Below are 25,567 nucleotides of genomic sequence, written 5' to 3' on the forward strand. Positions count from 1 at the left end.
CATGAAATCCGATGATCCGGTCGTCGTCGTCAGCATGGCGCGCACGCCGATGGGTGCCTTTCAGGGCGACTTCAAGGATGTCAGCGCCAGCGAGCTTGGCTCGGCGGCCATCCGTGCCGCGATCGCGCGCGGCGGCGTACAGCCAGACGATATCGGCGAGGCGCTGATGGGCTGTGTGCTACCTGCCGGGCAGGGGCAGGCGCCGGCCCGCCAGGCCGCACTTGGCGCCGGTCTGCCCTATGCCTGCGGCGCGGTGACTGTCAACAAGGTCTGCGGCTCGGGCATGAAGGCGGCGATGGTCGGTCACGACGAGATTGTCTCCGGGAGCCAGAACGTTGTCATCGCGGGCGGAATGGAGAGCATGACCAATGCTCCCTATCTACTGAAGCGCGCCAGAAGCGGCTATCGCATGGGGCACGGCACGATCCTCGATCATATGTTTCTCGATGGGCTCGAGGACGCCTACGACAAGGGCCGGTCGATGGGCACTTTTGCCGAGGAATGTGCCGAAGCCTATCAATTCACCCGCGCGGCGCAGGACGCTTATGCCGTTTCCTCTCTCGACAAGGCGAAGCGGGCCGTCGATGGCGGGCTCTTCGATGCCGAGACGGTGACGGTGGAGGTGAAGTCGGGAAAGGCGAGCCGCGACGTCCATCGCGACGAACAACCGGGTAAGGCCGATCCGGCGCGTATTCCCTCGCTGAAGCCAGCTTTTCGCGACGACGGAACGGTGACCGCGGCAAGTTCCGCCTCGATCTCGGATGGCGCCGCAGCACTGCTGCTGATGCGCCGCTCGGAAGCCGAACGGCGCGGGCTTTCGCCGATTGCCGTGATTGCGGGGCACGCAACGCATTCGCAGGCACCGCGCTTGTTCACCACCGCACCTGTCGGCGCGCTTCGCAAGCTCTCGCAGCGGACCGGTTGGGTGCTTGGCGACGTCGATCTCTTCGAGATCAACGAGGCCTTCGCCGTCGTGCCGATGGCGGCCATGCACGATCTCGGCCTGCCGGCTGAGAAGGTCAATATCCATGGCGGCGCCTGCGCGCTCGGCCATCCGATCGGCGCCTCCGGCGCGCGCATCATCGTCACCCTGCTGGCGGCGATGCAGCGCCACGATTTGAAGCGCGGCATGGCCTCTCTCTGTCTCGGCGGTGGCGAGGCGACAGCCATGGCTTTCGAGCGAATCTGAGGAAGAAGCCCATGCTGCTCGACGAGACACAGATCCAGATCCGCGACATGGCGCGTGCCTTCGCGCAGGAGCGGCTGGCGCCGGGTGCTGCCCGCCGAGACAAGGAGCATCTCTTCCCGCGTGACGAGCTGCGCGAGATGGGCGAGCTCGGGCTGATGGGCATGCTGGTTTCCGAGGACTATGGCGGTTCGGATACCGGGGCGGTGGCCTATGCGCTGGCGATCGAGGAAATCGCTGCCGCCGATGGCGCCTGTTCGACGATCACAAGCGTACACAGCTCGGTCGGCTGCGTGCCGATCCTGCGGTTTGGCAGCGATGCGCAGAAGCGTGCCTTCCTGCCGAAGCTCGCATCGGGTGAATGGATCGGCGGATTCGCGCTGACCGAGCCACAGGCGGGCTCCGATGCCGCAAACCTGCGAACGAAGGCGGTGCGCGATGGAGACTTCTATGTTCTGGACGGCACCAAGCAGTTCATCACGTCAGGCAAGAATGGCAACCTGATGATCGTCTTTGCGGTCACCGATCCCTCGGCGGGCAAGAAGGGCATCACCGCCTTCATCGTGCCGACCGATACGCCGGATACGAAGTCGTGCGGGTCGAGGACAAGCTCGGGCTGCATGCCTCCGATACCTGCCAGATCGCCTTTACCAGCATGCGAATACCGGCGGACCAGCGGCTGGGTGAGGAAGGCGAAGGATACCGGATCGCGCTTGCCAATCTCGAAGGCGGACGGATCGGCATTGCCGCCCAGGCGGTCGGCATGGCGCGCGCCGCACTCGAAGCGGCGCAGGCCTATGCCCGCGAACGCATCACCTTCGGCAAGCCGATCGCCGAGCATCAGGCCATTGCCTTCCGGCTGGCGGAGATGGCGACCAAGATCGAAGCGGCGCGTCAGCTGGTGCTGCATGCCGCAGCGCTCAAGGAAGCCGGCGAGCCATGTCTCTCCGAAGCGTCGATGGCCAAGCTCTTCGCATCCGAGATGGCTGAGAGCGTCTGCTCCGCGGCGCTGCAGATCCATGGCGGCTATGGCTATATGTCCGACTATCCGGTCGAGCGGATCTATCGCGATGTCCGCATCTGCCAGATCTACGAGGGGACCAGCGACGTGCAGAAGATGGTGATCGCCAGAAACCTGTGACGGCTGCTGCCGCGCAAGCTAAGCCTAGCCGCCGTCGCCGAGCTTCAGGACTGCGCGGCCGCGGGTCAGGTTGGTGACCAGCAGGATGGCTTCGTCTGCGTGTATCTCGGGGATTTCGAGCGTCAGCAGGCATCCCTCGTGATCGAACTGCTCGCCGGTAATCCGCGCCATGCCCTGCGACGTCAGTTTCGAGCGAACCATCTCGAGTTCCTGGAAATTCAGGTGCACGGTGCCGGTGACGGCAGGAATTGTCTCTTCCAGCTCCGCTTCTCTGAGGCAGGCCGCGGCCGTGCCGCCATAGGCGCGCACCAGGCCGCCGGCGCCGAGCAGTACGCCGCCGAACCAGCGGGTGACGATGACAAGCGTCCTGTCGAGCTGGCGCCCTTCCATCACCTGGAAGATCGGCTTTCCGGCGGTGCCCGAAGGCTCGCCATCGTCGCTGAAGCGATAGACGTTGCAGATCCGCCAGGCGTAGCAATTGTGGTTTGCCGAGGGATCGGAATGTTCGGTGAGTGCAGCCTTGACGGCGGCTTCGCTATCGACAGGAATGGCGACGGCGCGAAACCGGCTCTTCTTGATCACCTGCTCGGCGGCGATCTGGTCTTTCAGGACGAACATGCTGGCTGCCGGATCTGGTGCGTTGGACAGTACGCCTCATAGCGCAAATGCGTTGCCGCCTCCAGCGTTGCGCAGCTTGCGGTTGGCGAAGCGGCGCGGCTGTGCCACAAGGGCTGACGGTGGCTGATAATCCAGGGGAATCAACGTGACGATCGGGCTCGCTCATGCCGAACTCATGGCCGTGGTGGCGGCTGTGACAAAGGACGAGCCGCGCGTCATGACCGTGCGCGCCGGCGAAGCGCTGCCGTCCGGCCCTTTCGAGCTCGGGCACCGTACCCTGCAGAGCGGCCTGCGCGAATGGATACAGGAGCAGACCGGCCACCCGATCGGCTATCTGGAGCAGCTTTATACGTTCGCGGATCGTGACCGGAACAACGAGATCCTTGGCGGTCGGACGATTTCGATCAGCTATCTCGGCCTGGTGCGCGAACAGGATGCGCCGGGTGCCGGTCGTCCGGCCTGGCATGGATGGTACGAGTATCTTCCCTGGGAGGACCATCGCCAGGGGCGGCCGGAGGTGCTGGCCGAGGTGATGCAGAAGCTGCGGCTGTGGGCCGATGCCGATCCGATCCGGCGCGATCAGCGCCACAAGCGGGCCGATTTCACCTTTGGGCTGGATGGCGGCGGCTGGAACGAGGATCTGACGCTGCAGCGCTACGAACTGCTCTACGAAGCCGGCTTGCTAGCCGAGTCCGGTGTCGAAGGGGTGAATTTCGGGCGCCCGATGTTTGCCGATCACCGGCGGATTCTGGCGACCGGCGTTGCCCGGCTGCGCGCCAAGATCAAATACCGGCCTGTCGTCTTCGAGCTGATGCCCGAAAGCTTCACGCTGCTGCAACTGCAGCGCACCGTCGAGGCGCTGGCCGGGCTAGGGCTCCACAAACAGAATTTCCGCCGGTTGATCGAGCAGCAGGAACTGGTCGAGGAAACCGGCGAAATGACCAGCGAAACCGGCGGACGCCCGGCCAAGCTCTTCCGCTTCCGTCCGACGGTGGTCGAAGAGCGCGCTCTCTCGGGAACGAAGCTGCCTCTCTCCCGCAATTGACATATACTCATCATGAGAATATCTATTTGCTCCGTTAATGCTCAAATTGAGCATAAAGGAGACCGCCATGAACCGTCCCGTATCAGCAGCGTCCCTCTATGACCGCGTCAGCCGCGTCATTCCCAAAGCCGAATGGATGTCGTTCGAAGACGATGTCGAGGCCATCCTCGAACTCAAGCGCAAGCGCAATGCCGTCATCCTGGCGCATAATTACCAGACGCCGGAGATCTTTCACGGCGTTGCCGATATCGTCGGCGACAGTCTGGCGCTGGCGCGCAAGGCCATCGATGTCGATGCCGACGTCATCGTTCTTGCCGGGGTGCATTTCATGGCGGAGACGGCAAAGCTGCTCAACCCGGCAAAGACCGTGCTCATCCCCGACATGGCGGCAGGCTGTTCGCTGGCGGATTCGATCACGCCCGAAGACATCGCCCTGTTGCGCCAGGCCCATCCCGGCGTCCCCGTTATCACCTATGTGAACACCTCAGCCGCGGTGAAGGCGGCGTCCGATATCTGCTGCACGTCCGGCAATGCCAAGCAGGTCGTGGAGTCGCTCGGCGTCCCCCGGGTGCTGATGATCCCCGACGAATACCTGGCGCGCAACGTCGCCCGGGAAACCGATGTCGAGATCATCGCCTGGCATGGGCATTGCGAGGTGCATGAGCTGTTTTCGGCCGATGACGTCAGGCAGTTGCGCGAAAATCATCCCGGCATCACCGTCCTTGCACATCCCGAATGCCCGCCCGATGTGGTGGCGGAAGCGGATTTTGCGGGATCGACGGCGGTGATGTCCGACTATGTCAGCGCAAGGAAGCCGGCGCGCGTGGTTCTGCTGACCGAATGCTCGATGAGCGACAACGTCGCGGTGCATCATCCCGATGTCGAATTCATCCGCCCCTGCAATCTCTGCCCGCATATGAAGCGGATCACGCTCTCCAATATCCGCACCGCGCTGGAAGAAAACCGCCATGAGGTGATCGTGGATGCCGGCGTTGCCGTCGCGGCGCGGCGGGCGGTGGAGAGGATGCTGGCGATATGACCGAGATCCTCGACCATCTCTCCGGCCGTCCCGTGATCGTCGGCAGCGGTCTTGCCGGGCTGATCGCCGCCTTGACGCTGTCGCCGGAGCCCTCCGTTCTCGTCACCCGCAGTACGCTGGGGGCCGAAACATCGAGCGCCTGGGCGCAGGGCGGCATTGCCGCCAGCGTCGGCGCCGATGACAGCCCGAGCCCGCATCTTGCCGATACGCTGGCTGCCGGTGACGGTCTGTGCGACGCCGAGGCCGCCGCGGACATTCTCGGCGAAGCATCCGAGGTCATCCGGGTTTTGCAACGCCTTGGCGTCGTCTTCGACAGGAACGGCGATGGTACGCTTTCCCTTGGCCTGGAGGCCGCCCATTCCCGCCGCCGCATCGTCCATGCCGGTGGCGACGGATCGGGCGCGGCAATCATCCGCGCACTCACGGCTGCCGTCTGCGCCGATCCGGCAATCACGGTGATCGAAGGCGTCGAAGCGCGCCGGGTTCTCACAAAAGATGGCGTTGTCTGCGGCCTCCTCTGTGCGGGACCGGCTGGCGGCATTGTTCTGCCCTCGTCGCGCGTCCTGCTGGCGACCGGCGGGATCGGCGGGCTTTACGAGGCGACCACCAACCCGGCCGGAAACTTTGGCCAGGGGGTTGCGCTTGCGGCGCGTGCCGGGGCGGTTCTTGCCGATATGGAATTCGTGCAGTTCCATCCGACGGCGCTCGATAGCCGCCGTCGTCCGCTGGCGCTCGTCAGCGAAGCGGTGCGGGGCGAAGGCGCCGAGCTTGTCAATGAGCGCGGTGAGCGGTTCATGGCCAGCGTGCCGGGCGCCGAACTGGCGCCGCGCGATATCGTGGCCCGCGCCATCAGCGCCGAGATCGCCCGCGGCGGACGCGTGTTCCTTGATGCCCGCCGAACGCTCGGAACGCGGTTCGGCGCGCGCTTTCCCGCGATCGCCGCCCTTTGCCACGAAGCCGGTATCGATCCGGGCAGCGCGCCGATCCCGGTTCGCCCGGCGGTTCATTATCATATGGGCGGCATTGCCACGGATCGCGGCGGCCGCACCAGCGTGCCCGGACTTTGGGTGGCAGGCGAGGCTGCATCGACAGGCCTTCACGGCGCCAACCGGCTGGCAAGCAACTCGCTGCTCGAAGCGGCGGTGATGGGCATGCGTGCCGCCCGCGATATGGCTTCATCGGCAATCAAGGCGAGCCTCGGGGCGGTTCCCGCCTTGCCGCCGGACCCCGAAACAAGCCTGGTCCGGCCGATCGTCTCGCGCCATCTCGGGGTTCTGCGCAATGCAGGCGCCATCCATGGCGCGATCGCATCACTATTGCCTCTGGCAGAAAGCGAAGGTCCGGCCTCCGATCCCGCGATCGTGGCTCTTGCGATTGCCGTCTTTGCCAGCCAGCGCCAGGAATCACGCGGGGCGCATGCGCGGACCGATTTCCCGCTGCGTCAGGGCGTTGCACGCAGGCGGATGATGACGCTTGCCGAGGTGCTGGAGATTGCCCGCGGCGCCGCCGCCCAAGATTTTGCAAGGAGTGCCTGAGATGAGCCTTGTTCCGCTGCCGCGCCTTGTCATCGAACCTCTGGTCCGGGCCGCCCTTGCCGAAGATCTCGGTCTTGCCGGTGACATCACCTCTGCTGCCGTCATTCCCGCGGACCACCGCTCCACGGTCGTCATGGCTGCGCGGCAGCCGGGTGTCATTGCCGGTCTGGATGCGGCCGAGCTCGCCTTCCAACTCGTCGATCCCGCGATTGTCATGGAGCGGCACCTGCATGACGGCATGGCGGTCAAGTCCGGCGACGTGATCGCAACGATATCAGGTCCGTCGCGGGGGCTTTTGGCCGGCGAGCGCACGGCGCTGAATTTTCTCTCGCATCTCTCGGGGATCGCCACGGTAACCGCTTCGATTGCCGAGGCGATCTCCGGAACGAAGGCCTCGGTTGCCTGCACGCGCAAGACGACGCCGGGGCTCCGGGCGCTGGAAAAATATGCGGTGAGGGCAGGCGGCGGCATGAACCATCGCTTCGCGCTCTATGATGCGGTGCTGATCAAGGACAACCATATCGCCATCGCAGGCAGCATCCGCGAGGCGTTGCGCCGAGCCAAATCTGCTGCCGGGCACATGGTCAAGATCGAGATCGAGGTGGATACGCTCGATCAGCTCCGGGAGGTGATGGACGAGGGCGTGGATGCCGTGCTTCTCGACAACATGCGGCCGGCCATGCTGCGGCAGGCCGTCGATATCGTTGCCGGCCGGGCGATCACCGAAGCCTCGGGGCGCATTACGCCTACGACCGTGCCTGACATCGCTGCATCCGGCGTCGATCTGATCTCCGTCGGCTGGATAACGCATAGCGCGCCGATCCTCGATATCGGTCTCGATTTCAAAAGCGCGAACTGACCGCCAGGCCGCATCCCGTCTCGATTGACCCGCCCAGAGAGCTGCCCGGCCAGCGCTCGCTAGCGTTCGCAAAATCCAACCTTGATGTCTTCGCAGTCATCCGGGATGATGGCGCCGCGCGCGGGTAGGGACATTCGTTTGCGCGACATTTTCAGCTGCCATAATTCCATTTCGCTTGCCCTTTCGACAATCAACCCCGAACGACAGAGGACGACCGATCATGACCAATCATTTCGTCACGACCAAAGACGGCGTGCAGATTTTCTACAAGGACTGGGGTCCGAAGGATGCCCAGCCGATCGTGTTCCATCACGGCTGGCCGCTTTCGGCCGATGACTGGGACAACCAGATGCTGTTCTTCCTTCATCACGGCTATCGCGTCATCGCCCATGACCGGCGCGGCCACGGCCGCTCCGCGCAGGTGAGCGAAGGTCACGACATGGACCACTACGCGGCCGACGCATCCGCCGTGGTCGAACATCTCGATCTGAAGAATTCTGTTCATATTGGCCATTCCACCGGTGGCGGACAGGTCGCGCGCTATGTCGCCAAATTCGGCGAGCCGCAGGGCCGCGTTGCCAAAGCGGTGCTTGTCAGCGCCGTACCGCCGCTGATGCTGAAAACGGACGCCAATCCTGGCGGCCTTCCGATCGATGCATTCGACGGTTTGCGCAAGGCGCTTGCCGACAATCGCGCGCAGTTCTTCCTCGACGTTCCGGCTGGCCCGTTCTACGGTTACAACCGTCCGGGCGCAACGGTTTCGGATGGCGTGATCCGCAACTGGTGGCGTCAGGGCATGATGGGCAGCGCCAAGGCGCATTACGAAGGTATCAAGGCCTTCTCGGAAACCGACCAGACCGAAGACCTGAAAAGCATCTCGGTGCCGACTTTGGTGCTGCATGGCGACGACGACCAGATCGTGCCGATCGGCGCATCCGCATATGAATCGATCAAGCTTCTGAAGAACGGCACCCTGAAGGTTTACAAGGGCTTTCCGCATGGCATGCTGACAACCCATGCCGACATCCTGAATGCCGATCTGCTGGCCTTCGTCAAAGGCTGATCGCTGAAAAACCATCGTCGCTGCGGCCGCTTTCGTGCCGCAGCGGTCTTTCCGCGGTGGGTGCCGATGCTCTGCCCGGTCGCTGGCCCGCCTTGCAATGCGGCGCCTCTCACCCTATCTCTCCGTCATCACTCACATAACAAACCGCGGCATGACCGGCTCGAACGCCGGCCGCCCGGCGTTTTTGCCGGACTATGCCGGCCGCCAAGAGGCGGCAAAGGATTTCATTTGAACAAGACGAATACCGCGATTGCGCCTGCCGCGGCAGCGCCGCGCAAGCGCGAAGAGGCCGTGAAATGGCCCACCAAGAATTGGAAGCCCGATCCCTGCCTGCTGACGCGGCGGGAACTGAAGGCGATCATCGCCAGGCAGCTGGGCTGAGACATCACAAACGAAGAAGGAGAAGACTATGCAGGTTCTGGTCAGAGACAACAATGTCGAGCAGGCGCTTCGTGTGCTGAAGAAGAAATTGCAGAAGGAAGGCGTCTTTCGCGAGATGAAGGAACGCCGCGCCTACGAAAAGCCGTCGGAGCGGCGGGTGCGTGAGCACGCGCAGGCCGTGTCCCGCCACCGCAAGGCTGCCCGCAAGCAGCTGCAGCGCGAAGGTCTCCTGCCTGCGGCAAAACGCAAAGTATCGGCACGGTAACGATCGCGCCGCCGGACTGCGGTCCGGCGGATGGGACATGAAAGGGTTGTGCGATGGAAGAACTTTACAGCTTGAATGTTTCGGACGAGAGGCTTGAGGATTGCCGCGATGTGATCGAACCGGATCTCCAGGATTTGATCCGCGCGGCGATCGCCTCGGGGTTCACGGCGGAAGAGGTGCTGATTTCGATCAGCGAACTCGTGGCGGAAGATTTTGCCTTTGCGGTCAGGACACCAAGTGTTCATTGATTGCCCGCCAGATGGGCAAGCTATGCATCATACGCAATGCTGTCCAGATGTCTTAGCGCTGCAAATCCCGACCGGCTTAGATTATATATTTCTCATCGAAGCGAACGGAGCGCCGATTGGGGCAGCAGGGTTCGCAAAGCCCACGGAAGGGGACCGAGATGAACGTAGCACGCTCTTTCAATAACTGGCGCAAGTACCGTCAGACCGTTGCAGAACTGGGTCGCATGACGAACCGCGAACTGCACGACCTCGGCATCGACCGCGGTGATATCCGCTCGGTCGCACGCTCTGCAGCCGGCCGCTAATCGGCCCGCGAAGTCTTCAGAATTTCTATTAGAAACGCCGGTTCATTCGAGCCGGCGTTTTTGCTTGTCCGTTTTTCCAGCGTCCCGCCTCATGCATGGCAGGTCTGCGATTGCCGCCAATGTTCATGGCAGAGGCATGATGCGAGGCGCGCCGGAAGCGACACTCTGTTCAATGGGGCGCGGCTATATTCCGGCGCGCCGGCGTGGCAAGACAGCGGCAACGAAACCTTGCGGATGACAGCATCATGAAAAAGATCGGTTTTCTCTCATTCGGGCACTGGACGCCCTCCCCGCAATCGCAAACCCGCACGGCGGGCGATACGTTGCTGCAGTCGATCGACCTGGCGGTGGCCGCCGAGGAGCTCGGCGCCGACGGCGCCTATTTCCGCGTACACCACTTTGCCCGCCAGCTGGCATCGCCATTTCCGCTTCTGGCGGCAGTCGGCGCGAAGACCAGGCGGATCGAGATCGGTACCGCGGTCATCGACATGCGCTACGAAAACCCGCTCTATATGGCCGAAGATGCCGGAGCGGCGGACCTGATCTCCGGCGGCCGCCTGCAGCTCGGCATCAGCCGTGGTTCGCCGGAGCAGGTGATCGATGGCTACCGCTATTTCGGCTACGCCCCGGCCGAGGGTGAGAGCGATGCCGATATGGGCCGCCGTCACACCGAGGTGTTTCTGGACGTGCTGCGCGGAGAGGGCTTTGCGGAGCCCAATCCGCGGCCGATGTTTCCGAACCCGCCGGGCCTGCTGCGCCTCGAACCGCATTCCGAAGGCCTGCGTGAGCGTATCTGGTGGGGATCGAGCTCCAATGCGACCTCCATCTGGGCCGCAAAGCTCGGCATGAACCTGCAGAGCTCGACGCTGAAGACCGACGAGAGCGGCAAGCCGTTCCATATCCAGCAGGCCGAACAGATCCGCATCTATCGCGAGGCCTGGAAGGAAGCCGGGCATGCGCGCGAGCCGCGGGTCTCCGTCAGCCGCAGCATCTTCGCGCTGATGAACGATATGGACCGCGCCTATTTCGGCGCCAGCGGCAACAGCCAGGACCAGATCGGCAACATCGATCCGCAGACGCAGGCGATCTTCGGCCGCTCCTATGCAGCAGAACCCGACCGGCTGATTGCTCAGCTGAAGCAGGACGAGGCGATCGCCGAGGCCGACACGCTGCTGCTCACCGTGCCGAACCAGCTGGGTGTCGACTATAACGCGCATGTGATCGAGAGCATCCTCAAGCACGTCGCCCCGGCGCTCGGCTGGCGGTAAACACCCGAAAATGGCATCCCCGTATTTGCGGGTACGCCAAGACCTCTCTGGAATCCGCTGTTGCGACAATGTTTCCTCGTGACAGAAACTCGATGCAACAATATACAGTCAATGTGGAGCGATCTGCTTCCCGCATTGGCCCTGTATCGACGGATAACAGATGAAAGACTGGCACCCAGATCTCAACCGCTCTTCCAGCCCGCGCTACATGGCCATCGCCGACCTGATTGAGATGGATCTGCGCAGCGGCTTGCTTGCGGCCGGTGACCGGCTGCCGCCGCAGCGCGAGCTCGCCAAGCGGCTCAATATCGATTTTACAACGGTCGCCCGCGGCTATGTGGAAGCGCGCAAGCGCGGGCTTGTCGGTTCGCATGTCGGCCGAGGCACGTTTGTGACGGGCGGTCGGGAAAAAGAGCACCGTGGATTTATTGCTGAGGCCGCTGCCGATCCGCGGCGCGAGGCAGTCGCCGATTTCTCGATGAACCTTCCGCCCGAGCCCGATGATGCGGAGCTTCTGGAGCGCATGCGTGATGGCATGGCGACCGTCGCCGCCAATCTGATCCCGCTGCTGCGCTATCAGGGCTTTGGCGGTTCGGCGATGGACAAGGAAGCGGCCGGCATCTGGCTTGGCCGCCGCGGTCTGGCACCGTCGCAGGAGCGCATCTTCGTCACGCCCGGCGCGCATCCGGCGCTGCTGGCGATTTTCGGCATGCTGGCGCGGCCGGGCGATACCGTGCTCTCCGAAAACATCACCTATCCCGGCATGCGCTCGATCGCTGCCCAGCTGCGGCTCAATCTGTCGGGGCTGCCGATGGATGAAGAGGGTATTGTCCCGGATGCGCTGGCCGATGCCTGCGAGAGGCTGAAGCCAAAGGCGCTCTATCTCAATCCGACGCTGCAGAACCCGCTGACGCTGACCATTCCGCTTCACCGGCGCGAAGCGATCGCGGCGGTCGCCCGCAAATATCATCTGCCTATCGTCGAAGACGATGCCTATGGCTTCATTCCTGCCGATGGCCCGCCGCCGCTGGCGGCGATTGCGCCGGAGCTCACCTGGCATATCGGCGGTCTGGCGAAATGCATCGGCGCCGGCCTGCGGCTCGCCTTCGCCGTGGCGCCCGATGCCAAGGCGATCTGGCCGTTTATCGGCGCCATGCGCACGGGCAATGTCATGGCCTCACCGCTCAATCTGGCGCTGGCGACCCAGTGGATCGAAGACGGTACAGCCGATGCCATCCTGCGTTTTATCCGCACCGAGGCAGCGGCCCGCCAAGAGATGGTGGCAAAGATCCTGCCTGCCGGCAGTTATAAGGCGGATCCGATCAGCTTCAACATCTGGCTGCCGCTGACGAATGGCTGGACCCGATCGACCTTCAGCAGCCATATGCGCAGTTCGGGTATCGGCGTAGTCGCAAGCGATGCATTCACCGTCGATGGCCAGGCGCCGGAAGCCGTGCGTGTTTGCATCGGCGGGCCAATCACCAGAGAGCGTCTGCAGGGCGCGCTGGATTTCATGGCGCATGCCCTGGAAGGCTCGCCCGAGATGACGGCGTCATTTTTCTGAGTCATTCCGGTCTTGGCGGAAGGCGCGAGCGCCGACGCTGGATATGGCTTCTTAACTCTACGATCAAATCGCTGCGGCATTGTGCCCAGTAGACTGGCAATCCACATTCAATGTAATTATATTGTATGCATACATTCAGAGGCATTGAATGCATATAGAAATGCCTCGCAACCTGAAAAGCGAGATAACCGTGGATACCGAATATCCTCCTCTTCCTCCCATGCAGACCGGCATTCGCGGCCGTTGTCCGCGATGCGGGCAGGGGCACATGTTCAAGGGCTTCTTGACGCTTCGGACGGAGTGCGAGGCTTGCGGACTGGATTACTCCTTCGCCGATCCGGCCGACGGCCCGGCCTTTTTCGTCATCTGCTTTGCCTGCGTCCCGAGCGTGCTGCTCGGCGTGTGGCTGGAAGTCGCCTTCTCGGCGCCGCTCTGGGTACAGTTCCTGGTGACAGGCCCGTTCATGCTGGCGACCTGTATTCCGCCGCTGAGGCCGCTGAAAGGCTGGCTCGTCGCCAGCCAGTATTTCTACAAGGCCGAGGAAGGCAAACTTGCGCGGCGTGAGATCAGTGCCGCAAGCTGATTGATTTTTTGACCGTATGGCCCGGCCATTCTCCTCTCGGAGGATGGCCGGGCTTTGCATTTGCGCTTCGTGTCAGACCGACGACGGGCCGCTTGACGGCTCGGTAAACCAGTTGGCGCCGGTCTCCGACATGTAGATGTGGTCTTCGAGGCGAACCCCGAACTGGCCGGGAAAGACGATCATCGGCTCGTTGGAAAAGCACATTCCAGCCGCCAGAGGCGTCTTGTTGCCGCGGACGATGAACGGTCCTTCGTGGATTTCGAGCCCCAGTCCGTGGCCGGCGCGGTGCGGCAGCCCCGGCAGTTGATAATCCGGTCCTAGTCCATGGGTGGCAAAAGTCTTGCGCGCAGCGGCATCCAGTGTCTCGCAGGCCGCACCAAGCGTTGCCGCACCGAAAACCGCCAGCTGTCCCTCGCGCTCGATCGACCAGGCGCGCTCGAATTCGCTGGTGGGTTCAAGCATGTAGGTGCGGGTCAGATCCGAATGGTAACCGTCGATCCGGCAGCCGGTATCGACGAGAATGACGTCGCCATCCTGCAGGATCTGCTCGCCATCGGCGCCGTGCGGCAGCGCTGTCGCGTTTCCGAAGGAGACGATGCAGAAGCTCGAGCCGTTATCGGCGCCTGCCGCACGGTGCTGTTGATCGATGAACCGGACCACTTCCGATGCGGCGGTGCCGGGCTTGATCATCTCGCGGACCTTGCCGTGGATGCCGAGCGTCAGGTTCATCGCATATTGAATGATGGCGATCTCGGCTGGCGACTTGGTGAGGCGCAATGCATTGATCATCGGCCCGGCATCGACGAGCCTTGCGGCGCCGATCTTTTCGGCGAAGGCATGGTAGAAGGCGAGCGGCAGCGCGTCGTCGAGCGCCAGCTTGCCCGAAGCTCCTGCAAGCTGCGCGACGACGGCCGACGGGCTTTCCTCCTCCTGCCAGATGAGCAGATCGCCCGGAAGATGCGGCAGCGTCTCGACGCGGCTAAGCTCGAAACCCGGCACAATATAGATGAGCCTGTCCTCGGTGACGACAGCGCCGAGCAGGCGCTCGCTCAGATGCCAGACGAGGCCGGTGAAATAGCGCAGGCTCTCCGCCGGGCCGAGAAGCGTGGCGGCAATGCCGCGCTCCCGCATGCTCTGGCGAAGCCGGTCCAGGCGGGCGGCCCGCTCGTTTTCAGTGATGGCGGCTACCGGGTGGTTCCATGCCTGCTGCGTCATGCTCATATCCACTTTTCATCATAGATCCCGCCGGCAAATCGCCGGGTGCGGGCGAAGAGATGCATCCGATCGGCGGCGAAGGAAAGTGGTATTTTCGTCATTGCCGGGCCTGCTACCGGCAACAATGCAGCGCGACCCGAATGCCTGCGGCCTCGTGTACCGGCATCGCATAGCCGAAGACGCGCCTGCATCAGCTGGCGGACGCGCCGCCCCAGGCATGCTGCAACAGGATCTGGCCGCCAACGAGAAGGATGGGGCGACCAATATGGCCGTTGGGATCAGCGCGCTTGTGCTTGCTGCTTCCGCCGATCTTCTCCGCAAAGGCCGTGACAGGCAGGCCGAGAAAGGCGGCCGGGCTGACAAGGGCGGTCGAGACAGAGACCACCAGAAAAATGGCGGCCACCGTCTTCAGCCAGTGGGCCGGGCCTCCCGTGAACCGAGAATCCGCGCGGCATAATCGATCAAAGCCGTCCGGTGCTCGATATACGGGGCCATGCCGGATTTCCGCTTCTGTCGTCGTCCAAAACTACCGATGAAATTATAGAACCGTCGAGCGCTGCGGCTTCCGGTTAGATGACCGCCCGGTCATGATCGATCAGACGCATTTCGCCTCACCGGTTCCATCCAAGGAACACCGGTTTCTTGATCTTGGCTACGCGGACGCCCGGCAGATGCTGCGCAGCGCGCCGATGATCGCCTGGTCGAGCGGCGGATCGACGGGCAGCGTTTGCGATGACAGTTTCACGACGACGGTTTTCGTCTCAGGGTGGATCCATATCCACTGGCCGTGGATGCCGATCGCTGCGAGTTCCCCGTGCCCAGACTCGTACCAGTAGTTCCGGTAGCTGCCTTGTGGAAACAGCTCCCGCTGGTCTCCGCTCTCCCAGGCGGCACGACGCTTCCGGGACCAGAGGTCCGCCACGAATTCCGGGGCGACAAGACCGGCGCCGTGCGTCCTGATAACCTCGCCAACGAGGGCAAGATCGCGCGCCGTCGCCGAGATTCCGCCGGCGGCGCGTGCCGTACCGATGCGGTCAACCGTCACCATCGCGTTGGCACTGGCGCCCAGCGGCTTCCAGACATGGTCGCTCATCAACGATGCGAAACGTGCGCCGGCCGCCCGCTCCAGAACGATGCCGGCGAGATCTGTGTTCGGCGAGCGGTACGCGTGATGTTCACCGTGCTCCTGCCCACCTTTTGCGATGCTGCAGATGAAGCTCTTGAGATCGGGAGCCGGGGCCTCGGGCCTGTCTGGATTCCAGCCGGTGGCGCGCCTGTAGCGTTCGAAGCCACCCGACGTGTCGAGATAATCCTCGATGAAGGCAACGCTGATCTCCATATCGAACAGCTGCTGCACTGTCGCATCCGCATAAGCGGAGCCTGCAGTCTCGGGTACATAGTCAATGATCTGTCTGTCGAGCGTAAGGAAACCCTTACCGGCCAGGATCCCGGCAAGCAGCGCGGTGAGCGATTTGGAGACGGAGAATATGATGTGCGCGCGTGCCGGATCGGAATGCGGCGCCGACCATTCGGCGAGAATTTCCCCATCGCGCATCACCAGCAGCTCGTCGGTCTGGCTCGCCGTCAGAAAGTTTTCGAGCGGCGTCCGTGTCCCGTCGGAAGCGGTAACGTCGAGCGTCGCGAACGCGCCGAGGGTCTTGCGATCCTGTGGTGTCCTGCCGCCTCCGGCGGAAATGACGGCAGAAGGGACGATCTCGCTGACATTCTGGAACGACCATCGGCTATAGGGTGCGGTCCGCCAGTTGGAGAGCGAAACGTCGGCGCGGGAAAATTCGGTCATGGGCGTTGAGTTCCGTCGGCTGTTGCAAGTGTGCCGTAAAGGTCCGGGCGCCGATCGCGGAACAGACCCCAGGCGGCGCGGTTGGCGGCAAGGGCCGAGCGGTCGAAGCTGGCGATCAGCACTTGTTCCTGATCTCGTGAGGCGCTGGCAACCAGCTGGCCGTCGGGTCCCGAGATGAAGGAGGAGCCGTAGTAGGATTGAGATAGCCCAGCGATTGCTTCCGAACCGATGCGATTGGCCGCCGCAACCGGGACCATATTGGAGGCAGCGTGCCCGCGCATGACCATCCGCCAGTGTTCCATCGTATCGAGAGCGGGATTGGCGGGTTCCGAGCCGATTGCCGTCGGATAAAGGATGAGCTCGGCGCCCATCAAGGCCATGGCGCGGGCGGCCTCGGGAAACCATTGGTCCCAGCAGATACCGACGCCGATGGTTCCGAAGCGCGTCTGCCAGACCTTGAAGCCGGTATCGCCGGGGCGGAAGTAGAATTTCTCGCTATAGCCCGGACCATCCGGAATGTGCGATTTGCGATAGACGCCGAGAATGTCGCCGTTATCGTCGATCATCGCCATGCTGTTGTAAAAGGTCTGGTTCTTCCGCTCGAAGAAGGAGATGGGCAGGACGATGCCGAGATCGCGGGCGAGCGCGCGCATCGGCCCGATAACCGGGTGTTCCTCGACAGGATGGGCGCGGGCGAAGTGAACCGGATCCTGCGTCTGGCAGAAATACAGGCCCTCGAACAGCTCCTGCACCAGCACGATATTTGCGCCGCCGGCGGCTGCCTCCCGGATCAGCCGGGAGGCCGTTGCGATATTCTCCGCAACATCATCCGAGCAGGCGAACTGGACGACGCCGAGCGTGATGGTCGATCCTGCCGCTATCATGATCAGGCGCCTTCGAAACCGGTGAGAACGCTGACGGCGTTTACGCCGATTTCAGCGACAGCATAGCCGCCCTCCATGACGAACAAGGTCGGCAGGCCGAGTGCGGCGATCTTCTCGCCGATCTTCGGAAAGTCTTCGGTCTTCAGTTTGAATTTGCTGATCGGGTCCTTTTCGAACGTATCGACGCCGAGCGAGACCACCACCACGTCAGGCGCGTACGCGAGCAGCCTGGCGCAGGCGTCGCCGAGCGATTGGCTCCAGGAGTCCCAGGCCGTTCCGAAACGCATGGGATAATTGAGGTTGAAACCTTCGCCATCGCCCACGCCACGCTCGTCGGCATGGCCGAGAAAATAGGGATATTCCTGCATCGGGTCGGCATGCAGATTGATCACCTGCACGTCGGCGCGGGAATAGAAGATCTCCTGCGTACCGTTGCCATGGTGATAATCGACATCGAGGATGGAGACGCGCCTTGCGCCGCCGTCGCGCAGTGACTGTGCCGCAACAGCAGCGTTGTTGATGTAGCAATAGCCGCCCATGAAGCCCGCGCCCGCGTGATGGCCGGGCGGACGGCAGAGCGCGAAGGCGGAGCGCGCGCCGCCTTGCACCATCGCGGCGGCCGTGAGCGCCGTGTCGTGCGAAGACTTGATCGCATCCCAGGAGCCCTCGACGATGCCGCAGCCGGCATCGAAGGAATAATAGCCGAGCAGGCCGTCGATGAATTCGGGTCTGACGTCGCCGCGCAACCCCCGGGTCGGCCAGGTGAACGGCAAGGCCGTGCCGGAGCGGCCTTCGGCGGTCCAGCGGTCCCAGATCGTCGGCAGGAAATCCAGATAATCCTGGCGATGGATGCGGGCCGCTGTCGTGAGGTCATGTTCGGTTGGCTCGAGGATCTCGCCTAGTCCGACGGTCTTGATGCGCGCCGCCACATATTCGGCGCGCGATGTCAGCTCGAAGCCGGTCACGATGGCGCCTGCGACAAGTTCCAATTGCTCAGCATGCCCACGATGGCGGGGCGAAAAAACGGTCTTCATGAAAAGCGTCCATCAACGGGAAGGTCAAAAGCGCCCCGCCGTTTCAGGCAGGGCGCGATGAGATGGGAGGGCCTACTTCTGGAGTTCGGTCCAGATCTTGGTGTAGAGCGCCTGAACCTCCGGCGGGCAGGTCATCGAGGGCACGCCGACCGAGGCGAATTCGGCCGGAATGTTGATTTCGGGCGCGCCCTTCATGTCGGCAGGCATGTATTTGTCAGAACCGGCGATGCCGTTGGCATAGCGATGGAAGCCCGAGTTCATGCCGGCGTTTTCAGGATCCATCATGAAGTTCTGGAAGAGCTTTGCGTTCTCGACATTCTTGGCGTCTTTCAGCACCGAGAGATTGTCGCTCCAGTTGACGAAGCCTTCCTTCGGATAGCCGAACTTGATGGCTGGGTTCTTCAGGCGCTGGCGGAATGCGGAGCCGTTCCAGTCGCTGGAGGCGGCGAAGTCGCCAGAGCCCATCTTCTCGATCGTGCCGTATTCCATCGCCACCCAGTTGGGCTTCGCCTTCAACAGCGTGTCGCGCACCTTCTTGAGGATCGTCAGATCGCCGGTGCATTTCTTGCCGCCGTTGTAGAGGACGGCCGCGTCGATGACATCGGTCATTTCCGGGACGACGTTGACCTTGCCTTTCAACTCGTCCGGCGTGTCGAAGATGATACCCCAGGTGTTGATGTCACCCTTGTAGACATCGGTGTTGACCACTGTGCCGACGATGCCCATCGCCCACGGCACGGTATATTTGCGGCCGGGGTCGAAATCGGGATTGGCCCATTCCTTGGCGACGTTCTTGAAGTTTTCCATCTTGCCAGGGTCGGTTTCCAGCAGGAGGCCTTCGGAGATCCAGATCGGGATGTAGTTCTGCGACGGCACGACCATGTCGAAACCGGAGCCGCCCTGGCGAACCTTGGCCAGCGCCGTATCGTTGGAATCGTAGTCGGTGATGGTCACCTTGACCTTGTACTTGTCCTCGAACTTCTTGATCATCTCGGGGCTGGTATAGTTGCCCCAATTGTAGATGTTCAGCACGCCTTCCGCCCGGGCAAGGCCGGTGGACGCAAGAAGCGCTGCCGTCATGGCAATGGTCGCAGTCATCCGTTTCATGCTTATGTTCCCTCTCTTGTTGTTCAGGCACGATTTCGATTGACGATGAAGAACACCGTGACGACGCAGATCGACAGGCCGAGAAACAGCGTCGAAATCGCGTTCATTTCAGGGGTGATGGAACGGCGGATCTGTCCGAGCATGTAGGTTGGCAGCGTATCCTGGCCGGCCGATTTGACGAATTCGGTGATCACCACGTCGTCGAGAGAAATGACGAAAGCCAGCATGAAACCGGCGAGGATACCCGGCCAGAGCAGCGGCAGCGTCACATATCTGAAAGCGTTCCAGGGCGTCGCATACAGATCCGCCGCGGCTTTCTCCAGCGTCAGATCCATGTTCTCCAGCCTGGCGCGGATCGGCAGATAGGCGAAGGGAATGCAGAAGGCGGTGTGGGCGGCGATCAGGTAGCCAAGCCCGGAATATCCGGTCCAGATCTTGATGCGCGCAAAGAAGATCAGCAGCGCGACGGCCGTCACGATTTCTGGAATCATCAGCGGTTGGTTGATGAAGGCGTATTTCACCGTCAGGCCGCGATAGGGTTCGGTCCGCGTGGTCGCCAATGCCGCCATGGTCGCGGCGATCGTCGCGACGACTGCGGCAACGCTGGCGATCTGCAGGGAGCGTATCGAGGCATCAATGACCTGCTGGTTCTCGAAGGCTTTCGCAAACCAGCGAAGCGACAGGCCGTCGAAGGAGGCGAGCGATTCACCCGCGTTGAACGAATAGAAGACCAGCACCGCGATCGGCAGATAGAGCGCGGCGAAGCAAAGCAGCGCGATGGTCGTGAAGCCGCGCTGGCGGCGGACGGAAAAGCTAGCCATGCCTCGTCTCCTGCGAGCCTGCATTGCGGACGTAAAACAGCAAGGCGACCATGACGATCAGCATCAGCGAGATCGACAGGGCGGAGCCGAGCGGCCAGTTCCGGCCCTGCCCGAATTGCAGTTCGATGAGATTGCCGAGCATCAGGTTCTTGCCGCCGCCGAGGATGCTCGGCGTCACATAGGCGCCGAGCGCCGGAATGAAGACGAGGATCGAGCCGGCGATGATGCCGGGCTTGACGAGAGGAATGATGATGCGGCGGAGAACCTTGAAAGGCGTCGCATAGAGATCGTAGCCGGCCTCGACCAGCCGGAAGTCCAGCTTTTCCATGCTGGCATAGAGCGGCAAAACCATCAGCGGCAGGTAGACATAGACCATGCCGGTCAGGATGGCCCCATCCGTGAACAGCATCTGGATCGGCTTGGCGATCAGGTCGAATTTCAGCAGCAAGCCGTTGATCAGGCCGTCGTTTCGAATGATTTCGAGGATGGCGAAGGTGCGGATCAGAAGATTGGTCCAGAAGGGAATGGTGATCAGCAGCAGCCAGAGTTCACGTGTCGACTGCGGCCGTGTGGCAATGAAATAGGCCGTCGGAAAGCCGACGAGCAGCGTCAGGACCGTGGTGACGAGCGACAGCACGGTGGAGCGCAGGAAGATCGAGATATGCGCATCGGCAAGCGACAGGGTGTCGTCGAAGATATCCTTCTGCAGCGCCACATTGATCCAGCCATCGATGGACGGCGTCCAGACGACATCGCCGTAAGGGCCGGGTGTCAGGAAGGAATAGACGACGACGATGAGAAGCGGGCCGGTGGCGGCGATCAGGATGATCAGCAGGGCTGGGAGCGAGAGAAGCCAGCGTTTCCGGATGTCCCGGCTCTTTTCCGCTTCGATCGTTCCAACCGCGTCTGCCATATCAGTTCCTCAAGATCCTGGCCGCGTTGGGCTCGATCGCAATGCCCACCCTGTCACCCTCGGCAAACCTGGCGCCCTGCAAGGGTTTGTTCTGCTCGCGCAGGGTGAACACGGTCTCGTGGTCCGAGAGCCGCACGTGGTAATGCGTATCGGTTCCGAAATAGACGACGTTCTCCAGCGTGCCCGTCATCTGGCAGTCCGGGCGTTCGGCAGGCGCGCAGAGCATGGCGTGCTCGGGTCTGAGCACCAGCGTCACATCGCCTTCGGCGTTAAAATCCTTCGGCATCGTTGCCGAGATAAGCCCGGCCGCGGGTGTCTCGACCTCGGCTATTCCAGCGCTGACCGAGCGGATCCGCCCCTTCAGGAAATTGGTTTCGCCGATAAAGTCGGCGACGAAACGATCGGCGGGCGCGTCGTAGATCTCGCGCGGGCCGCCGACCTGCAAGATCTTGCCCGCCGACATCACGGCGATGCGGTCGGACATGGTCAGGGCTTCTTCCTGGTCATGGGTGACGAAGATGAAGGTGATGCCGGTTTCCGATTGCAGGCGCTTGAGCTCGATCTGCATGTCCTTGCGCAGCTTGTAATCGAGTGCTGAAAGGGGCTCGTCGAGCAGGAGCACCTTCGGCTGCGGCGCCAATGCACGCGCCAGCGCCACACGCTGCTGCTGGCCGCCGGATATCTGGCTCGTCCGCCGGCCGGCCAAGGCCTCCATGCGCACCAGCTTCAGCATCGCCGACACGCGGTCCTTGATTTCCTGCTTGGGTCTGCCGAGCATGGTCAGGCCAAAGCCGATATTCTCGGCGACGGTCATGTGCGGAAAGAGAGCGTAGCTCTGGAACACAGTATTGATCGGCCGCTTGAAGGGCGGCATCGCGGCGATGTCTTCGCCGTTCAGCATGATCTCGCCGGAGGTTGGAAATTCGAAGCCGGCGATCAGCCGCAACAGCGTCGTCTTTCCGCATCCCGAGGGACCGAGAAGCGTGAAGAATTCGTTCTGCCGGATGGAAACCGATGCGTTGTCGACTGCGGAAAAGGCGAACTCGCCAAACCCGAATACCTTGGAAACACTGCGAATTTCAATCGCGTTCAATTCCGCCATATGCGGCACACTCACCGTTGCAAAGCTGCTGTTCCCCGCCTTTTTAGGCTTTTGTTAAGGTGATCACACGGCCCGCGCGTTGACAACCGCTTTCTCTTTCCGAAGTGGAAAATATTTATCATACGGAAAAACTTATGTGTCCGCCGCAGATCGTTGTGATGGGCTTGACGCTGTCCAGATGCTCGGGATCGACGGTTTCGATATCGCGGTCGAGGATGACGACGTCGGCGACATAGCCGCTTTTCAGCATGCCTTTCCTGTCTTCCTTGAACTCGGCGTAGGCTCCCTCGACGCAATAGGCCGAAAGCGCCTCGATCAGTGAGAAGGACTGGTCGGGATCGCCTTCGCTCCAGCGTTTGCGGGTCACCGCCGCCTTCAGGCCGACCAGGGGATCGATTGGCGAGACCGGCCAGTCCGAAGCAAAGCAGATATGCGCGCCGGCATTCTTCAGCGTGCGCCATGCATAGCTGACCGGCCAGCGATCGCGGCCGATGCGCGAGATCGTCGGCTCTAGCGGCAGACCGGCGCAACCCGGCGGATGCGGTGGCTGCATCGACGCGATGACGCCGAGTTCGGCAAAGCGGGCGATATCGTCAGGATGCACGACTTCTATATGTTCGACGCGGTGGCGGCTGTCGCGGGCGCCATTCTCCCGCCGCGCCGCCTCGTATCCGTCGAGCACGGCGCGCACGGCGCCGTCGCCGATTGCATGCACCGCGATCTGCAGCCCGCGCCGGTCTGCCTCGACGGCGACTGCGCGAAAGCTCTCGGGCGTGAACAGGCCTTCGCCGCGATCGCCCGGCTTGTCGGCATAGGGCTCGACCATAACAGCCGTGCCGCTCTCGATCACGCCGTCATAGAAGAGCTTGACGATACCCGACGACAGCCAGTCGCTGTTGAACCTGGCGGCAAGGCTGGAGGCCTTTTCCAGCATCTCGAGCTGCATGAAGTTCTTGAAATGGAAGGGGATCTGCACGCGGCAGGGCAGGTGACCATCTTCCCGTTCGATGGCTTGAAGCAGTTGCAGCTGGTAGAGATTCCCGTCCATGTTCTGGACGGTGGTGATGCCATGGCTGGCGCAATAGGCGAGGCCGCGGCGCATGACGGCGATGTCCTGCGCCCACTGCGCTGCATCGGGATAGGGATCGGGTTCGCCGCCGGTCGAAAGGCCGAGACGATAGCGATCGAAGCCCCCGGCGGCCTGCAGCGGGCTGAAGGCTTCCATTTCCCTGAGCTCGCCGGTCGCCAGCCCGTCTGCGCCCATCACCACCTCGTTGCCGGGGCCAAGGTTCGCGCCGTGCAGGATGCCGACCAGCTCGAGCGCGCTGGTGTTGGCCCATGCGGTGTGATGATCCGGGGCGAAGACGACAAGGGGCTGATCGGGCAGGATCTCATCGAGATGCCGGCGGGTCAGCCCCTCGCCATGGCCGAGGATCTCATAGTCGGTGCCTTGCCCGAACAGTACTTTCTGCGTCTTGCGGCTGGCAGCATAGGTGCGAACCGCCTCGGTCAGGGCGGCAAGGCCCTTCACGCCGGTCAGCTGCAGATGGTCCAGTTCCGCAGCCCCCGAAAAGAGATGCATGTGATTTTCGGAAAACCCCGGCAGGACGGAGCCGTTCTTCGCGTCGATCACGCGAGTATGAGGGCCGCGCAGGCGCTGGATGTCAGCATTCGATCCGGCGGCGATGATCTTGCCACCAGAGAGAGCCACGGCCTCGGCCCGCGGAGCGTCCGGGTCCAAAGTCAGAACCCGTCCGTTGCTGATGATGATGTCGGCCGTCTCTGTCATCTGATGCTCACCGGTTGCGCTTCGATGCGCGCAACGTAGGCCGGTATGGGCAGCGAATTCAATCGGTAAGACGCGATCCGATCGCGTCACCGATGATGTCAGGGATTGAGCCCCGCGCAGCGCGCGGTGTTCAGCACGTGGTTTTCCATTTCCTGCCGGGCGCGGGCTGCATCGTTGTCGCGAAGGGCGGCGATGATGCGGCGATGTTCTGAAATCGAAACTTTCATGCGGGCCGGTTCAGTGATCGGGATCGGCTGGCGCTGGGTCTCGGTCAGCTGTTCGCGCACGACCTGATAGAGCGCCCGCATCATCGTGTTGCTGCAGGCGGATGCGATGATGCCGTGGAATTCGAGATCGGCCTCGACATTGGCGAGAAGATCCTGCTTTGCCCAGCAATCCTCCATCTGCTTGGTCGCCGCTTCCATTGCCTGCAGCTGGTTACCCGTCAGTCGTCCGGCGGCCAGACCTGCAATATTGCCCTCAAGCATGATGCGCGTCTGGAAGACGTCGAACACCGAGTAGCTGTCAGAATAGCGCCACGGGGCCATGCCGGTATTTGCGGCGCTGCCGCGCTCGGCGACGAAGGTGCCGCGCCCTGCCTCGGTCTTGATGAGGCCCAGCGTCTCCAGGGTCAGCAGGGCCTCGCGCAGCGAGGCACGGCTGATGCCGAGTTTCGTCGAGAAGTCGCGTTGAGACGGAATTTTCTGGCCGGCGGCAAGCTCGCCGCTCTGGATCATGTCCTGTATCAGGCGCGCGGCGGATTGCGGTACCAAGGTCCTGTTCAGCATTCTTTCCATTCTCTTGGCGCGCCGGTTCGGCGCTCACATTGCCCGTAACATTTAAATCCATCAGCCGCTTGCAAATGACAAGAGACCATGCTTGATTTGGCCTGACTGGTCAGACCGGTTAGACCAATAGCAAAAATGCGCACCATAAAACAAGGGGAACCTAAATGCGTCGTTTTTCAATTCTGAAGACAGCCTTGCTCTCGGGCGTTCTGGCATTCGCCGGAGTGGCCGCCCATGCATCCGATCTCGCCGTCGGTGCCAATATCGGCAACGTCCCGTGGGAGTTCCAGGACGAGACCGGCAAGACAGTCGGTTTCGAGGTTGATCTCGTCACCGAGGTTGCAAAGCGCCTCAACAAGTCGGTCGAATTCGTCAATATCCCGTTCAACGGCCTGTTTTCGGCCGTGCAGTCCGGCCGCATCAACATGGCCGTCTCGTCGATCACTATCACCGAAAAGCGCTTGGAATCGGTGAGCTTCGCTCAGCCCTATTATGACAGCGACCAGTCGCTGACCGTGATGGCCGCAAGCGGCATCAAGGATCTGAAGGGCATGAGCAGCAAGATCGTCGGCGTCGATACCGGCTCGACTGGCGACATGTGGGCCACCAACAACACGGCCAAATACGGTCTCGGCGAAATCCGCCGCTTCGAGGGCCTGCAGCCTGCCATGCTCGATCTGGCTGCAGGCCGCATCGACGGCTATATCAGCGACATCCCGGCGCTGCAGTATTACGTCAAGGACAAGCCGGAGATCAAAGTCGTCGAGCGCATCCCGACCGGCGAAAAATACTCGATCATGTTCAACAAGGGTGATCCGCTTGCCAAGCAGGTCAACGACGTGATCACCACGCTGAAGGGCGAAGGCTTCATCGCCAAGCTGCATGAGACATGGTTCGGCGCCAAGGCCGAGGACACGACCTCGACCGTGAAGGTCGCCGACATGCCTGCCGCAAAATAAGGCCGGATGGTCCAGGTTACGGATGGCGGGTTCGCCCGTCATCCGCCCCGTAAC

General features: G+C 62.4%; 26 protein-coding genes and 1 pseudogene. 15 read left to right on the forward strand and 12 right to left on the reverse strand.

What is annotated here, in order from left to right; translation table 11 throughout:
* The first annotated feature begins 1 nt into the window (after window position 1).
* Window positions 2–1,189, forward strand: a complete 1,188-nt coding sequence (locus AC1DNK_RS14050; protein ID WP_477941677.1) for an acetyl-CoA C-acyltransferase — start codon at window positions 2–4, stop codon at window positions 1,187–1,189.
* An 11-nt stretch (window positions 1,190–1,200) separates the two neighbouring features.
* Window positions 1,201–2,327, forward strand: a pseudogene (locus AC1DNK_RS14055) (acyl-CoA dehydrogenase family protein).
* 24 nt (window positions 2,328–2,351) lie between these two features.
* Here AC1DNK_RS14055 and AC1DNK_RS14060 read toward each other — a convergent pair.
* Window positions 2,352–2,945 (reverse strand): IMPACT family protein, encoded by a 594-nt coding sequence (locus tag AC1DNK_RS14060; protein ID WP_477941678.1) that lies wholly within the window; start codon window positions 2,943–2,945, stop codon window positions 2,352–2,354.
* A 145-nt stretch (window positions 2,946–3,090) separates the two neighbouring features.
* Here AC1DNK_RS14060 and AC1DNK_RS14065 point away from each other — a divergent pair, with 145 nt between their 5' ends.
* The 12 genes from AC1DNK_RS14065 (at window position 3,091) to AC1DNK_RS14120 (ending at window position 13,100) form a co-directional block, all read left to right on the forward strand.
* Window positions 3,091–3,990 carry an NUDIX hydrolase gene (locus AC1DNK_RS14065; protein WP_477941679.1) on the forward strand — a complete coding sequence of 300 codons (900 nt, stop codon included), beginning with the start codon at window positions 3,091–3,093 and terminating at the stop codon, window positions 3,988–3,990.
* Window positions 3,991–4,057: 67 nt separating this feature from the next.
* Window positions 4,058–5,029 carry a quinolinate synthase NadA gene (gene nadA, locus AC1DNK_RS14070; RefSeq protein WP_477941681.1) on the forward strand — a complete coding sequence of 324 codons (972 nt, stop codon included), beginning with the start codon at window positions 4,058–4,060 and terminating at the stop codon, window positions 5,027–5,029.
* On the forward strand, window positions 5,026–6,564 hold the full coding sequence (locus AC1DNK_RS14075; protein ID WP_477941682.1) for an L-aspartate oxidase: 1,539 nt from the start codon (window positions 5,026–5,028) through the stop codon (window positions 6,562–6,564). Before nadA ends, AC1DNK_RS14075 begins: the two co-directional genes overlap by 4 nt.
* Window position 6,565: 1 nt before the next feature.
* Window positions 6,566–7,423, forward strand: coding sequence for a carboxylating nicotinate-nucleotide diphosphorylase (gene nadC / locus AC1DNK_RS14080; RefSeq protein WP_477941683.1), 858 nt, complete (start codon window positions 6,566–6,568; stop codon window positions 7,421–7,423).
* 220 nt (window positions 7,424–7,643) lie between these two features.
* Window positions 7,644–8,486, forward strand: a complete 843-nt coding sequence (locus tag AC1DNK_RS14085; RefSeq protein WP_477941684.1) for an alpha/beta fold hydrolase — start codon at window positions 7,644–7,646, stop codon at window positions 8,484–8,486.
* A gap of 228 nt (window positions 8,487–8,714) precedes the next feature.
* Complete coding sequence (locus AC1DNK_RS14090; protein WP_477941686.1) at window positions 8,715–8,867, forward strand: hypothetical protein; 153 nt, start codon at window positions 8,715–8,717, stop codon at window positions 8,865–8,867.
* Between the two features lie 28 nt (window positions 8,868–8,895).
* Complete coding sequence (gene rpsU / locus AC1DNK_RS14095; protein ID WP_112444127.1) at window positions 8,896–9,132, forward strand: 30S ribosomal protein S21; 237 nt, start codon at window positions 8,896–8,898, stop codon at window positions 9,130–9,132.
* A 53-nt stretch (window positions 9,133–9,185) separates the two neighbouring features.
* The gene (locus tag AC1DNK_RS14100) at window positions 9,186–9,380 is read left to right on the forward strand and encodes a hypothetical protein (RefSeq protein WP_112388587.1); all 195 of its coding nucleotides are present in this window, start codon (window positions 9,186–9,188) and stop codon (window positions 9,378–9,380) included.
* 158 nt (window positions 9,381–9,538) lie between these two features.
* Window positions 9,539–9,685, forward strand: coding sequence for a DUF1127 domain-containing protein (locus AC1DNK_RS14105; protein WP_112514601.1), 147 nt, complete (start codon window positions 9,539–9,541; stop codon window positions 9,683–9,685).
* Between the two features lie 245 nt (window positions 9,686–9,930).
* Window positions 9,931–10,953, forward strand: coding sequence for an LLM class flavin-dependent oxidoreductase (locus tag AC1DNK_RS14110; RefSeq protein WP_112514603.1), 1,023 nt, complete (start codon window positions 9,931–9,933; stop codon window positions 10,951–10,953).
* A gap of 160 nt (window positions 10,954–11,113) precedes the next feature.
* Window positions 11,114–12,517, forward strand: coding sequence for an aminotransferase-like domain-containing protein (locus tag AC1DNK_RS14115; RefSeq protein WP_477941688.1), 1,404 nt, complete (start codon window positions 11,114–11,116; stop codon window positions 12,515–12,517).
* A gap of 190 nt (window positions 12,518–12,707) precedes the next feature.
* Entirely contained in the window at window positions 12,708–13,100 is a 393-nt protein-coding gene (locus AC1DNK_RS14120; protein ID WP_477941689.1) for a DUF983 domain-containing protein, read from the forward strand.
* A gap of 72 nt (window positions 13,101–13,172) precedes the next feature.
* Here the strand turns inward: AC1DNK_RS14120 and AC1DNK_RS14125 are convergent, their stop codons facing one another.
* The 11 genes from AC1DNK_RS14125 to AC1DNK_RS14175 all read right to left on the reverse strand — a co-directional run bounded on the left by AC1DNK_RS14125 (window position 13,173) and on the right by AC1DNK_RS14175 (window position 24,554).
* The gene (locus AC1DNK_RS14125; RefSeq protein WP_477941690.1) at window positions 13,173–14,315 is read right to left on the reverse strand and encodes a M24 family metallopeptidase; all 1,143 of its coding nucleotides are present in this window, start codon (window positions 14,313–14,315) and stop codon (window positions 13,173–13,175) included.
* A gap of 190 nt (window positions 14,316–14,505) precedes the next feature.
* Entirely contained in the window at window positions 14,506–14,718 is a 213-nt protein-coding gene (locus AC1DNK_RS14130; RefSeq protein WP_477941691.1) for a hypothetical protein, read from the reverse strand.
* Between the two features lie 249 nt (window positions 14,719–14,967).
* Window positions 14,968–16,116 carry a serine hydrolase domain-containing protein gene (locus AC1DNK_RS14135; protein ID WP_477941692.1) on the reverse strand — a complete coding sequence of 383 codons (1,149 nt, stop codon included), beginning with the start codon at window positions 16,114–16,116 and terminating at the stop codon, window positions 14,968–14,970.
* Window positions 16,113–17,000, reverse strand: a complete 888-nt coding sequence (gene aguB / locus AC1DNK_RS14140; RefSeq protein WP_477941693.1) for an N-carbamoylputrescine amidase — start codon at window positions 16,998–17,000, stop codon at window positions 16,113–16,115. Before aguB ends, AC1DNK_RS14135 begins: the two co-directional genes overlap by 4 nt.
* 2 nt (window positions 17,001–17,002) lie before the next feature.
* A complete protein-coding gene (locus AC1DNK_RS14145; RefSeq protein ID WP_477941694.1) occupies window positions 17,003–18,034 on the reverse strand; it encodes a histone deacetylase family protein in 1,032 nt (343 codons plus the stop codon).
* A 72-nt stretch (window positions 18,035–18,106) separates the two neighbouring features.
* Window positions 18,107–19,141 (reverse strand): ABC transporter substrate-binding protein, encoded by a 1,035-nt coding sequence (locus AC1DNK_RS14150; protein ID WP_112388569.1) that lies wholly within the window; start codon window positions 19,139–19,141, stop codon window positions 18,107–18,109.
* 23 nt (window positions 19,142–19,164) lie between these two features.
* A complete protein-coding gene (locus AC1DNK_RS14155) occupies window positions 19,165–19,962 on the reverse strand; it encodes an ABC transporter permease (protein ID WP_112388568.1) in 798 nt (265 codons plus the stop codon).
* Entirely contained in the window at window positions 19,955–20,875 is a 921-nt protein-coding gene (locus tag AC1DNK_RS14160) for an ABC transporter permease (RefSeq protein ID WP_112514628.1), read from the reverse strand. The genes AC1DNK_RS14155 and AC1DNK_RS14160 overlap by 8 nt, the downstream gene beginning before the upstream one ends.
* A gap of 1 nt (window position 20,876) precedes the next feature.
* Window positions 20,877–21,986: an ABC transporter ATP-binding protein gene (locus AC1DNK_RS14165; RefSeq protein WP_477941817.1), complete on the reverse strand. Its 1,110-nt coding sequence runs from the start codon at window positions 21,984–21,986 to the stop codon at window positions 20,877–20,879.
* Window positions 21,987–22,095: 109 nt separating this feature from the next.
* Window positions 22,096–23,766, reverse strand: a complete 1,671-nt coding sequence (locus AC1DNK_RS14170; protein ID WP_477941696.1) for an amidohydrolase — start codon at window positions 23,764–23,766, stop codon at window positions 22,096–22,098.
* A 98-nt stretch (window positions 23,767–23,864) separates the two neighbouring features.
* Window positions 23,865–24,554 (reverse strand): FadR/GntR family transcriptional regulator, encoded by a 690-nt coding sequence (locus AC1DNK_RS14175; RefSeq protein WP_477941697.1) that lies wholly within the window; start codon window positions 24,552–24,554, stop codon window positions 23,865–23,867.
* Between the two features lie 164 nt (window positions 24,555–24,718).
* Here AC1DNK_RS14175 and AC1DNK_RS14180 point away from each other — a divergent pair, with 164 nt between their 5' ends.
* Window positions 24,719–25,513, forward strand: a complete 795-nt coding sequence (locus tag AC1DNK_RS14180; RefSeq protein ID WP_477941699.1) for a transporter substrate-binding domain-containing protein — start codon at window positions 24,719–24,721, stop codon at window positions 25,511–25,513.
* Window positions 25,514–25,567: the final 54 nt, after the last annotated feature.

It is taken from the genome of Rhizobium sp. 01N424 (assembly GCF_056399485.1).

Excerpts from the sequence above, each read along its gene's own strand:
- AC1DNK_RS14050 (WP_477941677.1), top strand. The coding sequence starts at position 2 with ATGAAATCCGATGATCCGGTCGTCGTCGTCAGCATGGCGCGCACGCCG.
- AC1DNK_RS14060 (WP_477941678.1), bottom strand. The coding sequence starts at position 2,945 with ATGTTCGTCCTGAAAGACCAGATCGCCGCCGAGCAGGTGATCAAGAAG.
- nadA (WP_477941681.1), top strand. The coding sequence starts at position 4,058 with ATGAACCGTCCCGTATCAGCAGCGTCCCTCTATGACCGCGTCAGCCGC.
- AC1DNK_RS14075 (WP_477941682.1), top strand. The coding sequence starts at position 5,026 with ATGACCGAGATCCTCGACCATCTCTCCGGCCGTCCCGTGATCGTCGGC.
- nadC (WP_477941683.1), top strand. The coding sequence starts at position 6,566 with ATGAGCCTTGTTCCGCTGCCGCGCCTTGTCATCGAACCTCTGGTCCGG.
- AC1DNK_RS14085 (WP_477941684.1), top strand. The coding sequence starts at position 7,644 with ATGACCAATCATTTCGTCACGACCAAAGACGGCGTGCAGATTTTCTAC.
- rpsU (WP_112444127.1), top strand. The coding sequence starts at position 8,896 with ATGCAGGTTCTGGTCAGAGACAACAATGTCGAGCAGGCGCTTCGTGTG.
- AC1DNK_RS14100 (WP_112388587.1), top strand. The coding sequence starts at position 9,186 with ATGGAAGAACTTTACAGCTTGAATGTTTCGGACGAGAGGCTTGAGGAT.
- AC1DNK_RS14105 (WP_112514601.1), top strand. The coding sequence starts at position 9,539 with ATGAACGTAGCACGCTCTTTCAATAACTGGCGCAAGTACCGTCAGACC.
- AC1DNK_RS14110 (WP_112514603.1), top strand. The coding sequence starts at position 9,931 with ATGAAAAAGATCGGTTTTCTCTCATTCGGGCACTGGACGCCCTCCCCG.
- AC1DNK_RS14115 (WP_477941688.1), top strand. The coding sequence starts at position 11,114 with ATGAAAGACTGGCACCCAGATCTCAACCGCTCTTCCAGCCCGCGCTAC.
- AC1DNK_RS14125 (WP_477941690.1), bottom strand. The coding sequence starts at position 14,315 with ATGACGCAGCAGGCATGGAACCACCCGGTAGCCGCCATCACTGAAAAC.
- AC1DNK_RS14135 (WP_477941692.1), bottom strand. The coding sequence starts at position 16,116 with ATGACCGAATTTTCCCGCGCCGACGTTTCGCTCTCCAACTGGCGGACC.
- aguB (WP_477941693.1), bottom strand. The coding sequence starts at position 17,000 with ATGATAGCGGCAGGATCGACCATCACGCTCGGCGTCGTCCAGTTCGCC.
- AC1DNK_RS14145 (WP_477941694.1), bottom strand. The coding sequence starts at position 18,034 with ATGAAGACCGTTTTTTCGCCCCGCCATCGTGGGCATGCTGAGCAATTG.
- AC1DNK_RS14150 (WP_112388569.1), bottom strand. The coding sequence starts at position 19,141 with ATGAAACGGATGACTGCGACCATTGCCATGACGGCAGCGCTTCTTGCG.
- AC1DNK_RS14155 (WP_112388568.1), bottom strand. The coding sequence starts at position 19,962 with ATGGCTAGCTTTTCCGTCCGCCGCCAGCGCGGCTTCACGACCATCGCG.
- AC1DNK_RS14160 (WP_112514628.1), bottom strand. The coding sequence starts at position 20,875 with ATGGCAGACGCGGTTGGAACGATCGAAGCGGAAAAGAGCCGGGACATC.
- AC1DNK_RS14170 (WP_477941696.1), bottom strand. The coding sequence starts at position 23,766 with ATGACAGAGACGGCCGACATCATCATCAGCAACGGACGGGTTCTGACT.
- AC1DNK_RS14175 (WP_477941697.1), bottom strand. The coding sequence starts at position 24,554 with ATGCTGAACAGGACCTTGGTACCGCAATCCGCCGCGCGCCTGATACAG.
- AC1DNK_RS14180 (WP_477941699.1), top strand. The coding sequence starts at position 24,719 with ATGCGTCGTTTTTCAATTCTGAAGACAGCCTTGCTCTCGGGCGTTCTG.